Source organism: Aureibaculum flavum, assembly GCF_016406085.1.
GTDB classification, from domain to species: domain Bacteria; phylum Bacteroidota; class Bacteroidia; order Flavobacteriales; family Flavobacteriaceae; genus Aureibaculum; species Aureibaculum flavum.
On the sequence record NZ_JAEHFJ010000010.1, the window covers coordinates 89243 to 105185 of the forward strand.

Sequence of the window (15943 nt, forward strand, 5' to 3'; positions counted from 1 at the left end):
AATTATTTATTTAGATTTAGCTATTTCTGTTTTTACTACTATATCGTTAACACGTTCTTCCATGATTATTTTAAAATCAGATTGTTCAAAATTCTCAATGTGTATATACTGTTCTCTACCATCCTTTAAATAAATGGTTAATTGATCGGCTGTTTTACATACGATTTTATCTATCTTACTTTCTCCTTGATAGGGTTCAATAACATTTAAAAACACGACTTCTTTTTCGTTAACTCTTACTCCATACGTCTTACGGTTAGGATTGTTTCTAATATCTCGTTGTTTACCCCCATTTGGATAGCTGCTTAACAAAATTTCTGCTTTTTTGGGCCAAATAGAATAAACATCTAATTTATTTCCCTCTTCATCAAATTCTATTTTAGTTCCTTTCTTGGTTGTATACCATTGTGCATTTTTAAAATACGTATAGGGAGAATCTTCATTAGTACTTAATAGCTCTAAACTTTTTCCTTGCTTTTTAGCACCGGAAATTGACTTAAAACCAACAGGATGTAGTAACCAATCGTAATTATGTTTTTTATTAGATTTCATATAATCAGCAATTACCACATAATTATCAGTAACAATAGACAACCTTCTTTGCTGAATAGGATTAAAATCAGACGCGTAATCAGTGTCATCCCAAGGTGGAAATTTATCTGCATTCCACTTTGGAATAATCCGCCATCGAGCATTGGTTTCTACAGCACTTGCTTGCATCATTTCACCTTTAAAAAATAATAATTGTTCGGATGGTACAGCCTCTTGTTGTAGTTCATCAACAATAACCATATTATGTGTAGCTGATGTTTGTACGCTTTCTTTATATCCCGGATTGCCATAGCCAAACCACACCATTTCTGTTCCAAAATATTTATGTCCATTTCTATCTAATGCAATTAAGCTTGCCCTATCAAAATGTCCGTGCCAACCACCATGTGTTCCGTATTTTAGATAGGCTTGAATCTGATCTTTAGGTGTCTTAGTCTTAGGTTGCGATCGTAATGCTACTAAACCTACATTGGGCAAAAAACTTGATTCAGTTCTTGGATCTTTTACTTGTGGTAATTCAGGTATACCGTACATTAAGGACACCCATGATTCTCGCTTGGTTTTATTAATTACCCACGCTAAATCATCGATTTTATATTCACGATACGCGAGTTCATAAAACTCATTGGGCTCTTTTAAATTGGAATCATTACTTGAAACAACATATGCATTTTCATCCATCATGGGTATATATGGTGTTACCATATCTTCTAGGCCTCTAGTATTATTTCCTGTGGGGCCCCAGTTATCAAACTTCATACCTGCAAAGCCTTCTTTAACATTGTCAAAATCTTTACTTTTAAATGCTACAGGAAACCGTCTATGATATAAATCGAGTCCATAATTTTCAAATGCTTGTGACACTAAGGTATAACGTTGTGTTACCAAATAACAATAATTGGCCGTACCTTCAAACCACCATCCATCAGCCATAACTCCTTTTCCAATCTGATCAGCCATACCTCCATCGGCTTCTATTAGATAGGTAACCTCAGCCATATCTTGTAAAAAAAGGGCTACTAGTAGTGCACCTGCATTGGCACTTGCTTGATGGTTCATAATACCTAAACCATTCATATGCTCTTTATTCAATTTTAAATAATAACGAAAGGTGTTGTTAATATTTTCTCTATCGGAATTTGAAAAGCTCGGTTCATTATAAACAACATCACAAGCAGCGGCTAAAAACAAAAAGAAATTACCTTCATGTACTTGTACCCCATTTGTTGCTGCACCTATCGATAAATAACCTGTATCCTTATTTGTAACAATTTTTATAAAAGAGATTAGTTTATCTCTAAATTCAAGATTACCTGTTAACTTATAAGCTAAGGCTAGTTTAAATGCTTTTTCACCATCACTAGCACTATAATTTAAACTTGACCAAATTTTTGTTGGACGGGGTTTTGTAATAATTTTTAACTCTGGAAACTCAAAATGACCAAGCTCCTTTAACATGATCTCTAAATTATCATTAGCCCAATTATAATTCTTTATTTTTTGTTTCGTTTCTTCAAAAATGGCATCTGTTACTAATAAAAACGGATGTGGTTTCGCACGAACTGAAATAAATGCCAAGGTTTCTAAGGTGCTGTTATCCTCGTCTTTTAAAACAATAAAACTAGTCTCGTGTCCACCTACAGGTATTCTATCACTAACAATAACCGAAAGTTGACCTTCAAAGCTTTTATTGGCCTCTAAGGTTACTTTTGTAGCACTCAATATTGTTGTACATCCTAGTTGCCTTGGATTATTTACACTTAAAGAATATGTTTGACGCGTATTCGTTGTGTTTTTTAATTGAAAGACATATTGAATGGTATCGTTAGTTTTGGCTGCTTGCGTTTGTTGACTACTCGTTAACTTGTCATTTTTAATAGTTGAAAAAGCGAACAAATTTGTTGATAGGCCTAAAAGTAATAACAATACAACTTTTGTCATTTTCATTTTATGTCTAATCATTAAATCGGTTTTCATACTGTTCTCTTAGATTAATAGGTAATTACTAGATTACCATAATATTTTAGCAGCTGACGGTATTTGTGAATAAGTCCTTTAACTAGAGGTTCTTTCTTACAATTGTTTTCTCGTAATTAAAATATCTAATAATGGATTTAAAAAAATAGAAACAACGATAGAATGTATTACAAGATGCTATATGGACTAGTTATAAACCAGCCACTTTTTTTATTTCTTTTGGAAATTTTTTGATAGGTCTTATATACATACCTTTTACATAAGCTTCAGCTCCTTCTGATTGTATTTGCAGTTGTCCACGGTCCAATTTTTTTCCATCATGCGTTAAAGCATCTTTTAAAACTAAAGTCACTTTTCCATTGATTACATGTACTGCTTTATCTTCTAAAACATAAATATCTACACGTGTCCAAGCTCCATGTACACTTTCGGTATCATACAAACGCTTTCCTTTAGTTGCTTCTTTTCCGTTTTCAGGATCCCATCTACCATACTCATTCACTTTTACGGATGCTTTTGTACCAGCCAAAGTATATAAATCACCAAAATCACCTTCTTGAATTTGTGATTCTAAACAACGTTTCCATACATTCCAAAACGCACCATGTTCACCATAACAATGGTACAACAAGCCATTGTCACGAATATCATTCAATCTAGGTTCATATTTCTTCTCTCCCCATTTGAATAACATTGTTAAATGATAGTTTTTATAAACTTTTTTCGAAGTTAAACCAGCATATACCAAACCTGAAATATTTAAAACAGGCTCTCCATTATCATCTTGTGTAACTTTAAAAATTCCCAAAGAATTATCCAAACCAATAGGTTCTGTTGGTATTCCATTAGCAGGTACTTCATATCCTTTAGGTAAATTTTTTACGGATTTATGCGGAACTCCGGTCCAAACTTCCCATTCACTTAAGTCTTTATCCAACAGAGATGTCCAGTCCTTCGACTTTATTTTTTTTGAAGGTCCATTTTGTTTGTCTACAACACCTTCTTTTTGAGCAAAAACTGCAAAAGTTAACTGCAAACTAAGCAGTAATAAAAATGTTTTTTTAGTATTCATATTGAAATCTATTTAATAATTGAAAAATTATTACTGGAAGACGCTTTTTTAGTAGGAAAATTACTTGGAATTTCTTGCGTTACTTCCCCTGTAGCAGCCCATTCTGCAGCTCTTGTAAATGACGTGATAAAGCCTACACTTTGAAAAGAAACAGTATCATGGCCTAAAATAGTATTAAAAACCCTCCCTTTCCCATAATTTGTTACTATGAAAATGGGTTCGTGCCTGTCTGTAGGTGCTTTTGTACTTTGATCTTTTCCTGTAGCTAATACGGTCATATTTTCTGCTGGACCTCTTAATTTTGCATAACATTCATCAGCTGTAGTCAACCAAACTTTTGGCATTCCTTTAGTTATTGGATGATCTGCAACTCTAATAGTAACAGGGAATTCATGCCTGCTACCATGAGAACCAGCCTCACCTTCAGATGTATCATGAATTAATTTCCCTTCATTGTTATAATATACATATGGACCATTTTTTTCATTTCTTCCACCCCAGCCTCCTAAGCCAATCATTTGGTTGTAATTCAACCACTTTGGAAATGAATTGTTCGCTGCATGTACAGCTACAAACCCGCCACCTTTTCTAATAAATTTTTCAAAAGATTTTTGTGTTTTTTCTGGCCAATCTGCCGCTTTCCAACCAAAGTTAGAAACTACAACATCATATTTCCTAAATTTCGGGCAAAAATCAGGATCAGTTTTTGGTTTCTCTAAAAACTCTGAATCACCTGTTTCTGCCAAAGATAAAAATGCTTTTTCACCTTCTCCTTTCCATAAAAACTTAGTCCTTTCAATATCTACCGTAAACAAGCCTGTTTCTTCTAAATACTGCTTCATCATTATAGTAGATTTTGGCCACACACCATGATTGTTTTGTCCATCTACTATTAAAACTTTTATTTTTGGCTTTATTTCCTTTTCAAACTTCAATCCAAAAGAGCACATCAAAACTATTACTGTAATTAATGTCAATATTTTACTAAATTTCATTTCGTTTTATTTTAATAGTTAAATCATACGACTTTAGTCATCTTCATTTTATGTCTAATCATTAAATTGATTTTCATGATATACGCTTAGGTTTAATAGAAATTTATAGGTTACCATAATATTTTAACATCTGACGGCCACTGTTTTTTATCGGTATATATTTCATTCCCCTTTTTGAAAGTGCTATTTTCCATAATAACATCGCACTTTAATAATCCCATATCAATATTCTCATTATCAAATACACTATTAATTACATAAGATTCATTAACAGCACGCCACATGGCTCCCCAAGTATTATTTATAATTTCACATCTATTTAATATTACCTTTTGAGGTGCGTATTTTGGATTTTCCGTATAATTATATTTATTGTAGTAATCTTCACATGGAAACCACAATGCTACTCTGGCACATCCAGAAATATGATATTTATGAAAAAATATATATCCTGCTTCTTCATGATCAATTTGAATACCATTGGTTTTAGTATCTTTTATGGTACAACGTTGAGACAAAACATACTCACATGAAGTATATTTATTACCTTTTCCTTTTACTGGATAAGACATATCACAATCAGATTGTAAAATGTATTTATTATATAAAAAATAAACATTGTGATATAAACCTCCAGCAGATCCGTTAAACTGAAAATTACAATTATCCATAATGATATTATTGGTACGCTTCATATGAACACCTTGTGCTGACCAATCTGTTACATTAATGTTTTGAAGCATAATCCTTGTATGTCTGCTTTCATTACGTCCTCTAATTAGGATTCCGTTTGACTTACCTTTACGAGTACCCTTTAATGTTAAATCTTTAATAACAAGGTCCGTAATTTGCGGTTTATCTTCTATATTAAATCCAGAACCCTGCATATTAGGCCCCTGCTTAAGTATTGTTTTTTTCTTACCAGCCCCAACTAAAGTTATTTTACTTTTTAACGTGATGGTGTTTTCTAAAATGTAGGTACCTTCTTCTAATAAGACTACGCCACCACCAGCTGAATTCGCCTTATCAATTGCATTTTGAATAGATTCGCCTGGTTTTACATGAATAATAGTTTCTAACCATTGTTTAGGATAGGTAACATGTATAAATTCTTTATCCCATTTATCTGACATTATGGTATACACTTCTGGTTCAATAATTACTTTTTCTAGTTTATTTGAAACTTCTTGCGAAAAAGCAGATAGTATTGAACAGAATGCAAGAAAACATATAAGTCCTCTTTTTAGTATAGCTGTCATTTTAAGTTTATTTTATGTAACATCTTATTTTAATAATTCTTCTAAGGTCCAATAGTCTTCTCTCTCTTTTGATTCTTCTCGTGCATCTCGGACCACATTTTTATGTACACCACCTTCATTATTCATAGCTCTAACATAGGATAACACATCAGCAATATAATCGTTACTGTTATTTTTTAAAGGCACCATTATTCCATACTCTTTTCCTTCTATTGGTCCTATTAACCCATTTAACAATATTTTACTAAGTACTTTTTTATCCCCAATAACTCTAGGACTTCCAATTAATGAAGGAGCTATTAAACCACCATCTTCTGTAGGTAAACCTTTTAAATCAGGCCCATGACAAGTAGCACATAATTGATTGTATGATTCATACCCATTCAACACACTTTTTTTATCATTTAACCCTCTATTCGCAATCCTTTTTTTCAGTTGAGCCAGTTTTGTATCATCTTTTTTAAGGCTTTCTTTTACAGCATGTGCAACTATTTCATTTTGCGAATATTGCTCAGCAATTGTATTTAACAACGCTGTAGCTTGTTTGTCTTTACTGTATCTTAAGCTTAAAGCTAGTTGATTTACAACTTCCGTATCGGTATCATTTATCAATTTCTCTAAATCAGAAAATAAAGATGTATCATCAGATTTTAAGAAGTGTTCACTCAATCGTAATGCCGTAATTCTTACTCTAGGGTCTTCATCTTTGAATTTTGCTGTAATCAATTCTTTGTCTATAATACCTAATCCTTCTAACGTCCATAATGCATGTACTCGTTCTATACCTAAATCTCTATCGCTGTTAAACAAACCATATAAAAAGGAAGTGTTGTCCATGGCAATAGCTTTAAGCTCATCAACAACAGAGGCGTCGTTCTTTAATATAATTAATTTTTGTGCCGTATTTCTATACCAACCATTAGGATGCCCTAAATAGGTGATTAATTCAGACGCTTTTTTACCTAAGAGATTAGGTCTTTTATCTGGTGTAATATCCTCATGTACAATTCTATAAATTCTACCTTTACCAATATTTTTATCTAATTCTTTACGTATTATAACAGGGCGAAGGAAACTTCCTTTTTTCGTCCAGTTACTCTCTTGGATAATTCCTCTATACATATCTACAATATACAATGCACCATCAGGACCTGTTTTAACTTGTGTCGGTCTAAAATTAAGGTCCGTTGAAGCCATAAACTCGGCTTTATCATAGGCATTATACAATACTTTTTTACCATCTTCTACTTTTACCTTTGCTCTACGGATAAGTCGCCCAACTGGTTCAGGTATAAATAAATCGCCATAGGTTGAAGGAGGTAATCTATGACCACGAAAAATTTCTTGACCAGCAACTCCCGTAAAGTGATTGAGGGTATTGTCTTCTCGTAATTTCTTTGGACCACCTTGCACATCTGGTGTGCCAACTACTGGCCATGGTTCCATAAATCCTTTTGACAACCTTCCTGGTGGATTGTAATCTCCATAAACCGCAGGTTGTTGAAATCCGTATGCTGGATTTTCACTACCCGCAGATGAGTAATACATGATCCCCATATCGTCTTGGGTTAATCCCCATTGTCCTCTTGGCATAATATCAAGAGAATCTACCTGTACTTCGCCTTCTTTAAATTTAAACCGTATGGGATTATAAGTTGTATATACCCAATTGTCCAAATTCCAAATTAAGCCACTTTGTTGATGTTCCAAATTTCCTCCACGACGGTTTGGATTGTAATAAACACGTTCTTTTTTATCAGCTACACCATCACCATCAGTATCTTTATAACTCCATAAATCATAAGAAAACGTTTCATTGACAATCAATTCGTTTTCTAAAGGCAACATCATTCGTGGTAATAACAGGCTATCAATAAAAACCGTGCTTTTATCCATTTTACCATCTCCATCAGTATCTTCTAATAATTTTATCTTACTTATTGATCGGTTTGTACCCGTACCATCCACATCTTGCATATAGGTATTCATTTCAGCTACATACATTCGCCCATTACCATCCCATGCAATGGTTACAGGTTCATCAATCATAGGTTCACTAGCTACCAATTCAACCTTATACCCTTTCGGTAAGTAAAACGTTTTCATGCTTTCTTCCGGTGAAAGAAAATTAGATGGTGCTTCTTTTATAATTACAGGCTTCTCGTAAATCTCTTCAGAGTACTCTTTTTCCTTGCAATTATAAAAAGCTATAAAGACAAATAATAAGTAGTAAAATTTTTTCAATCTCATATGGTATAATTAATTTTAGTTTAATTTTTCGATGGTAGCATAATAGGCTCCCAATTCTTCAGCAGAATCCAACGTAAACCAGGTTTTAAGTTTTGTTTCTCCTTTTTTAAGTTTAACTTCAAATTCAACATATTCAGCATTTAAATCTACTTCTTTTGACAATTCATTGTCCTGAATACTTATCCTTGCTTTTTTAATTACTAACGCTTTACCTTTTTTACTAGCCGTTACACTTGTTCCCTCTAATGCAGGACGCACAGGAGCTTTTGCTCCTAAGGCCAGCTGTGACTCTTCTGGCCAACGACGAAGCTTTAAAGTATAAGTTCCATCTTCCGCTACTTTAACCCGCCAAAAACCATTATTTATTTGTCCCAATCTAATATGATTCTGTTGCCATGGAGTAAAAGTCTCACTATGCCAATCATGACAAATTAACGTAGTTGGATTTTCTGCTTCATTTCCAATAATGAAATACGGTTTTTCCACAAATGTTGGAGAGATTTCCGCCCACCATTTGTCATACGCAGCTTTGTACTCTTTAACCTTTTCAGGATATTGGTCAGCTACGTTTGTTCGTTGTTCCGGATCCGTATCGAGATCATATAATTCCGTTCCTTCTACCAAACGCCAGTTACGATGCATCAAAGCTGTTCTTTTCCAAGGAATAGGATCCGTTGAAAACTGTGTATTTACATACACTATTCTATCCTCAAAATTGGTTTTATCACCTTTCATTAACGGCACTAAACTTGAACCATCAAATTTCAAATCTTCTTTAACGTCTAACTTACATAAATCAACTAAGGTTGGAAATATATCATAATGGGCAGTTAAGTCATTGATGTCTTTCCCTACGTTGATACCACCATTTTTCCAATGAATATAAAAAGGAACTCGGTGACCTCCTTCGTACATACTCGCTTTTATACCACGCATTCCTGCATTATTACCTTTATCAATAAAACCATCTAATCTATCTTCACCTTTGGCCATTTTCGCACCTTTAGCAGTGCCATTATCTGATGTAAAAATAAGAATGGTATTATCCATCAAATCAATTGATTTTAGATACTCCACCAACTTCCCTATATTTTCATCAATGTTGGCAATCATACCATAAAAGGAAGCATTCGGAATGTTTTCATTATCTTTATAAGGATCAGAATACGTATCATCTACCCAATATGGAGAGTGAGCAGCATTGGTAGACAGATAACAAAAGAATGGTTTGTCTTTTTGTTTCCCTATATATTTCTTGGCATTTTCAAACCAAACATCAGTACAATACCCCTCATATTTTTCAAATTTACCATTGTGAACATAAGTGTCATTAAAGTAGTCATTGTCCCAATAATCCATTGTTTGCCCAACACCACCGCCATTATTCATCAAAACCTCATCAAAACCTTTGTCTTGTGGACGAAATGGATAATTATCACCTAAATGCCATTTACCAAACATAGCTGTATTATACCCATTCTCTTTGAATACTTGAGCCATTGTTGTTTCTCTTTCAAGAATAAGTGACCGTCCTTTTATAGTGAAAAACACACCTGTTCTATAGTTGTGATGACCAGTCATTAAAGCCGCTCGTGTAGGTGCACAGGTGGGACTCACATGATAATCAGTTAAACGAGTACTTTCAGCGTGTAATTTATCAATGTTTGGGGTTTTAATCCATTTATTTCCTTGAACCGCAATATCGCCATAACCTTGATCATCGACCATTATGAGAATAACATTTGGTTTGTCTGTTTTTTCTATTTGATTTGCTTCTTTGGATTCCTTGATTTTTGAACATCCTGAAAATGAAATTGCACTAAACAAAATCAAAATACTACAATAAATAACTCTTATTCTATGAAATGAAATTGTAGGCATAGTTTTAAAATCGATGTTTTTTTATCTGTTATTTTATTATTTATAAAATTATAACTATTTCTTCTCATACATGTATAAGATATAGTCCATTTTATATAAATTATTAACGGATTGTATCATTATTAAGTAAAATAATCGTTGATGAATACTTAATCAAAGTTTAAACTAGCTTTTATTTAATAGTTTCAGGAAATCCTTTCAATAAAACCGACAATCCTTTTTATGTCAGACCAAGGCTTCATTAAGCTATAATGAAATGCTAAAACAGGTTATACAACTTACTTTCCAATCAATACAATTTCTTCACCAGCTTTTGTTGGAATATCATATAAATAAGATGCTTTTAAAGTAAAATCTTTTAACTGAGCTTTCTCTGAAATAAGAGGTTTTTTAATCTCAGGAATTTGATAAAATGGATTTATATTTAGACCTGTAGCTTTTAAAATGTCATTACCATCTTCTAATTCAAATTCATTATAGGATCTTATACGGCAATTACCTCCTAAGGTTGATTTAATTACTGCTTTTGTAACTTTTCCATTATTCCATTCTAATGTTACAATTTCAAAACCACCTCTTGCTCTTAATCCTTTTACACTTCCTTCTTTCCAAACATCAGGTAAAGCTGGTATTAACTGAATAGCTCCATCATGACTTTGCAACATCATTTCTGTTAAACCTGATGTAAACCCAAAGTTACCATCGATTTGAAAGGGTGGATGTGTATTTAACATATTCGCATTCGTTCCACCCTCCTCATCAGAATCAGGTCTGCCAACTAATCTAATTTGATCACCTATAATTTTATAGGCATGATTACCATCTAACAAACGTGCCCATAAATTAATTTTCCAGTTCATCGACCATCCTGTAGATATGTCGCCACGATTAATTAGTACATTTTTGGCAGCTTCAGATAATTCTGGAGTTCGATAAGGAGAAATTTGATTAGAAGGAAATAACCCATATAAATGCGAAACATGACGATGAGTATCTTTAGGGTCATCCCAATCATGCATCCACTCTTGTAATTGACTGTATTGCCCAATTTGCATAGGAACTAGTTTAGGTAGAACTTCTTCGATTTTATGAATTAGCTCTAAATCATTATCTAATAATTTTGCTGCTTCTGCTGTCTTTGTCAACATATCAAAAATCAATTGATTATCAAGAGTAACTCCTGCTGATAAAGAAGATAAAACAGGTTGATTTTTGGGTGCATTTTCTGGCGACATAGAAGGTGATATTACCAACCATCCATTTTCGGGTTCTGCAATTAAAGAGCTTAAACAGAATTCGGTAGCACCTTTCATTGTTGGATAAACCGATTTTAAATATTCTAAATCTCCACTAAAAGCAAATTTTTCCCACAAATGTTGACTTAACCAAGTTCCTCCTGTAGGCCATACACCCCATGAACCATCTACCGGCCCTGTAATTCTCCAAATATCAGTATTGTGATGAGCAACCCAACCATCAGCACCATACATATCTTGTGCTGTTTTGCGTCCCGTTAACGAAATATCTTTTACCAATTCGACAAGTGGTTCGTGCATTTCGGTCAAGTTGGTAACCTCTGCCGGCCAATAATTCATTTGTGTATTAATATTTATGGTATAGGCACTTTTCCATGAAGGAAGAAGTTCGTTACACCATATTCCTTGTAAGTTTGAAGCTTGACCTCCAGGCTGCGAAGATGAAATTAGAAGGTAACGTCCAAATTGAAAATATAGAGCAGCCAAAGCTGGATCATTTCCTGCACTAAACTCTTTGATACGAACATCCGTCGAATTCTTAATGGAATCGGTCACACCTAAATTAAGGTCAACTCGATTGAAATATTTTTGATAGTCAGCCGAATGATCCTTAAGCATTTCCTCGTAGCTTTTCTTTTCAGCCTTTACAATATATTCTTCTGCTTTCTGATGTGGATTGACACTGATATCCTTATAATTTTTAAAATTGGTAGCTATAGAAACGTAAAGTAAAGCACTGTTCGCACCTTTAACAGTAAGCGTTGTATCGTTCGATGTGAGCGTTCCTCCTTCAGGAACAATTTTCAGTCTAGATTCAAATTCAACCTGCCCTTTAATTGGTTTTCCATTTTTGATTCTTTCACTTAAATGATCACTACTGAATCCAGTCATTTTTAACACTTGATTGTTTTCGGTAGCAACTGTAACCTTTGAAGGAGATGGTCTGTCCATATGGGCCGTGAAATTAATTTCAGCATTTTTACTTGCAGTCAATTTAATTACAATTACATGATCTGTAAACGAAGTAAAAATTACTCTTTGAAAGTCAACACCATCAACAGAATATGATGTTTTGTTTACAGCATTTTCTATATCGAGTTCACGATAGTAGTTTGAGTATTTATCATGGTCTAAGAAATCTAGTCGTAAATTACCAACAGTCTCATAAGGCATTCCATCAGAAATTTTAGTGACAAAATCAGAATTTGCTATAGTTAGTGCTTCTTCAGCTTTGCCATTAAATAGATCATTTCGAATTTGTGATAATGTTGCTTTAGCTTTTGGATTATCATTTCTATTAGGTCCACCCGCCCAAAGTGTGCTCTCATTTAATTGAATGTTTTCGTGTTCCGGAATTCCAAAAACCATAGCTCCTAGACGTCCATTACCTATTGGTAATGCTTCATTCCAATTGGTTGCAGGAGCATTATACCAAAGAACCAAAGCATCCTTATTAAGGTCCTTTTCCTTACCTTTTTCTTCGTCTTGAGGTTTACAACTTATCAACCCTAATATTGCTATAACAATTATTTTTAATAGGTAATTCTTTTGATTCATTTTTAAATTTTTGGTTACTTTTTTTTCTAAATTAATTGTTAGCAATAATAACCATTTGTTGAATTTATTATGGTAAGGTTTTTTTAAATATTTTTATTCCCTGTAATTTGTATGGTTTATTTAATTTACCTGCTCTATTAAAACCAAACTCCAAGGGGTTAATTGACGTTTAATAACAACCTTACCTTTCTTATCTGCCATAAACAGCTCTGTCTTTAAGTTTTCTGCATAGTGCTTCATTACTTTGATTTGTTCTCGAGTAGGAGGTTCTGGTTTCCCCATACCCTCCCAATATTTATAAATGTTACCACTTTCGGCGTCCAGAACCTCTACTTTAAACATCACACCTGGCTTTAAATCTGAAATGGTAAAATTTAACTGACGACTTTCTCCATTTTCATACTGATCTATTTTCTTGATACTTGCGGGCACCGCTTTGTAATGATCTTCAGGATAGTTGTAGGCCAATGCGACTACTTTACCATTGCTTGACTTCTTACTTACAAACAGATAATCATTTTTATAAAGCTTTTGATCTCCTAATTGGTGTAACATACGGTATGCATGATATGTAGGCTTAACTAAGCCTTGATAGTTTATCATACCAAAACCACCGTGAAAGATACTCTCTGCTCCTCCTTTTTCTTCAAAAATATCCGTAAATGTCCAAAAGGCTAAGGAATTTGCTAGCCCAATACAATCTAAGTTCACTTTAGCAACGTAGGCTGCTGGTGGTAAAAAATCGTGCATTGCATCTCTACTATTTGGGCTGGTATTCCACTCTGTTAAATGTATTTCTGCATTTGGATATGCACTTTTCTTAATCACTCCATTTAACCATTCCATATCTGTTTTGGTTGAATTTACATTCCTTGAAAAATCTTTGCCTTTACCCGTTTGTGGATTAAAAGGATAATCTGTAGGATATGGATGTGTAGACACAAAATCTACAGGAAGCTTTTCTTTTTCGCAGTAGGTTAAGAAATCTTCTATCCATACCCCTTTCCATTCTAAATCATTTATATTATCGGCGGTAAATGTTATAAGATCACCATCTCTGCTTTCCACTTCCCCATCATAACGCTCATCGGCCACAAAGTTACTACTTGAAGGTCCTCCAACTTTTAAGCGATTATCTACCGATTTTACCGCCAAAACAGATTGCTTGTACAACTCGAAATATTCTGATTTTGTACCATCGAAAAAACCATAATAAAGGTTAGGCTCATTCCAAACTTCAAAATACCATGTAAGCACTTCGTCAACTCCATAACGATCTACACAATGCTGCGTAAAGGCTTTAATAAGGTTGTGCCATTCACCAAATTTAGATTCATCTGGTGTAATATTAGCCTTCCACCAAAATTGCGTTTTGCTATTTTCTGCAGCTAAAGATGTTGGAAAAAAAGCTAATTCAACAAAAGGTTTTACATTCAAATCTAGCATTCTGTCAAATAAGTCATCAATGTATTGCCAATTGTAGGTGTATTTTCCATCCTTTTCAAATACTGGGAACATATCGTCATGAAAAATGCCATGGAATCGCACGAATTCGAATCCACAATTTTCCTGCACCATTTCTAATTGCTCCAACCAACCCGCACGTAAGCCTTCATTGGCACGACCAGCACCTACACTTTTACTCCAAAAATGTTCAAACTTTTCGCCTTTAGTGGTTGCTTTAACATGGACTTGTTCTTGAGAAAAACCAATAAGTACCATTAAGGTCAAAAATCCTGTCATTATTATTTTTTTCATATCAATATTAATTTTAAGTGTATAAGGTCTTAATTTTTGTCTTCAAAAACTTGTTCTAGTTTTATATAATCTATTGCTAATTCACCTTTTGAAGGTTTCCAATCTCTTTTAAATATCCGCACCAAATTATCTCCAGCTTTTAATTCAACAATTCCAAAATCAATTTCTGTAAACTCTTTAGATTGCGGAAAAACGAATTCACTGTATTTATAGCTATTAATCAATATATCATGATTTGATTCTCCGTCAGGAGAAGCATATCCTACTATAAAACGATATTTTGCGGGTTTGGCAACCTGTGCCAACATAGAAACGTGGTCATATGGATTGTCAAAGTTTGTTACATATCCTTTACCACTGTATCCTTTTATCCATGTATCAACAATCACATTGTATAATTCACCACCGGCAGCAAAGCCATTTTCAGCTTCTAAAAGCAGGGTTGTTTTAGTGCGTTTTGCATTTCCTAAACCTTCCTTTGATGGTACAATTGGTTTAATATCTCCCTTTTTATCGTAGTGTAAATAATCGGCCATCACACTACGAGTTTCACTTAAACCACCTGATAACCATGCACTGTGATAAAACATGATATCCTTTCCTTTAAAAGTAACCGTACCTCCGTGATTGGTACCACTCTGACCTTCAAAATCATCAATAAAATTACCTTTAAATTCGTAAGGTCCTAAGGGTTTATCCGCCACACCATAGAACATTTTTTCTGGCCAACGCCTCGGTGTTAACCCAGGATAAGTTAAATAATATGTATCCTCTTTTTTATGTACCCAAGGCCCCTCAAAAACATATGTTAATTGCGAGGTTAAATCTACATAGGTCTCTGGTTTAATGGACATAAGGTCCTCATTTAACTCTGCAGCAAAACATTTACGATCATGGCCCCAAAACAAATAGGGAATTCCATCATCAATAAAAAGAGCAGGATCTTGACCAAATTCCACCCCTTTAACATACCCCAAATCTGTAAACGGTCCTTCTGGATTATCGCTACGTGCAATACCCGTTCTAAAAAGTCCAATTCCAGCTTCTTTCATACAATAAATGAGATAATATTTACCTCTATAAAATGCAGCATCAATTGCCCATGCATGACTCTCTGCCCATTTTACATTTTCTAAATGTAAAATACGCCCATGATCTGTCCAATTAACCATATCGGTAGTTGAAAAGGCGTGGTAACCCGTCATTCCATAATGGTTATTAGACCCTGGTTCATCATGACTGGTATATACCCAAAGTTTATTCGGATCGTCTGGCCAAACATGTGGTGATGGATCTGCGGTAAAAACGTGTGTAAAAACAGGGTTTTGAGCACTCAAACCCATTGAAGTAATTGCTACGATTAAAAATAAGATATGTTTCATTTTA

Annotated in this window: 9 protein-coding genes; all 9 read right to left on the reverse strand. The window is 34.0% G+C overall.

The genetic code is table 11. The features are described 5' to 3' along the window. Window positions 1-6 precede the first annotated feature (6 nt). Window positions 7-2529 carry a COG1470 family protein gene (locus tag JBL43_RS16895; protein WP_198842584.1) on the reverse strand — a complete coding sequence of 841 codons (2523 nt, stop codon included), beginning with the start codon at window positions 2527-2529 and terminating at the stop codon, window positions 7-9. A 190-nt stretch (window positions 2530-2719) separates the two neighbouring features. Further along, on the reverse strand, window positions 2720-3601 hold the full coding sequence (locus tag JBL43_RS16900) for a 3-keto-disaccharide hydrolase (RefSeq protein WP_117882414.1): 882 nt from the start codon (window positions 3599-3601) through the stop codon (window positions 2720-2722). A gap of 8 nt (window positions 3602-3609) precedes the next feature. Then, window positions 3610-4596, reverse strand: a complete 987-nt coding sequence (locus JBL43_RS16905; RefSeq protein WP_117882416.1) for a ThuA domain-containing protein — start codon at window positions 4594-4596, stop codon at window positions 3610-3612. Window positions 4597-4706: 110 nt separating this feature from the next. Next, window positions 4707-5855: a glycosyl hydrolase family 28-related protein gene (locus tag JBL43_RS16910; RefSeq protein ID WP_117882418.1), complete on the reverse strand. Its 1149-nt coding sequence runs from the start codon at window positions 5853-5855 to the stop codon at window positions 4707-4709. Between the two features lie 24 nt (window positions 5856-5879). Further along, window positions 5880-8105: a DUF7133 domain-containing protein gene (locus tag JBL43_RS16915; RefSeq protein ID WP_117882420.1), complete on the reverse strand. Its 2226-nt coding sequence runs from the start codon at window positions 8103-8105 to the stop codon at window positions 5880-5882. A gap of 15 nt (window positions 8106-8120) precedes the next feature. Continuing rightward, entirely contained in the window at window positions 8121-9986 is a 1866-nt protein-coding gene (locus JBL43_RS16920) for an arylsulfatase (RefSeq protein ID WP_117882422.1), read from the reverse strand. 278 nt (window positions 9987-10264) lie between these two features. Then, window positions 10265-12799 (reverse strand): glycoside hydrolase family 95 protein, encoded by a 2535-nt coding sequence (locus JBL43_RS16925; protein WP_198842585.1) that lies wholly within the window; start codon window positions 12797-12799, stop codon window positions 10265-10267. 120 nt (window positions 12800-12919) lie between these two features. Further along, window positions 12920-14557, reverse strand: a complete 1638-nt coding sequence (locus tag JBL43_RS16930; protein ID WP_198842586.1) for a GH39 family glycosyl hydrolase — start codon at window positions 14555-14557, stop codon at window positions 12920-12922. Between the two features lie 29 nt (window positions 14558-14586). Further along, a complete protein-coding gene (locus JBL43_RS16935; protein ID WP_198842587.1) occupies window positions 14587-15939 on the reverse strand; it encodes a family 43 glycosylhydrolase in 1353 nt (450 codons plus the stop codon). Window positions 15940-15943: the final 4 nt, after the last annotated feature.

Bases quoted from the DNA above. Each gene is read 5' to 3' on its own strand.
- JBL43_RS16920 (WP_117882422.1), bottom strand. From the start codon at position 9,986: ATGCCTACAATTTCATTTCATAGAATAAGAGTTATTTATTGTAGTATT.
- JBL43_RS16935 (WP_198842587.1), bottom strand. From the start codon at position 15,939: ATGAAACATATCTTATTTTTAATCGTAGCAATTACTTCAATGGGTTTG.
- JBL43_RS16900 (WP_117882414.1), bottom strand. From the start codon at position 3,601: ATGAATACTAAAAAAACATTTTTATTACTGCTTAGTTTGCAGTTAACT.
- JBL43_RS16910 (WP_117882418.1), bottom strand. From the start codon at position 5,855: ATGACAGCTATACTAAAAAGAGGACTTATATGTTTTCTTGCATTCTGT.
- JBL43_RS16895 (WP_198842584.1), bottom strand. From the start codon at position 2,529: ATGAAAACCGATTTAATGATTAGACATAAAATGAAAATGACAAAAGTT.
- JBL43_RS16905 (WP_117882416.1), bottom strand. From the start codon at position 4,596: ATGAAATTTAGTAAAATATTGACATTAATTACAGTAATAGTTTTGATG.
- JBL43_RS16915 (WP_117882420.1), bottom strand. From the start codon at position 8,105: ATGAGATTGAAAAAATTTTACTACTTATTATTTGTCTTTATAGCTTTT.
- JBL43_RS16930 (WP_198842586.1), bottom strand. From the start codon at position 14,557: ATGAAAAAAATAATAATGACAGGATTTTTGACCTTAATGGTACTTATT.
- JBL43_RS16925 (WP_198842585.1), bottom strand. From the start codon at position 12,799: ATGAATCAAAAGAATTACCTATTAAAAATAATTGTTATAGCAATATTA.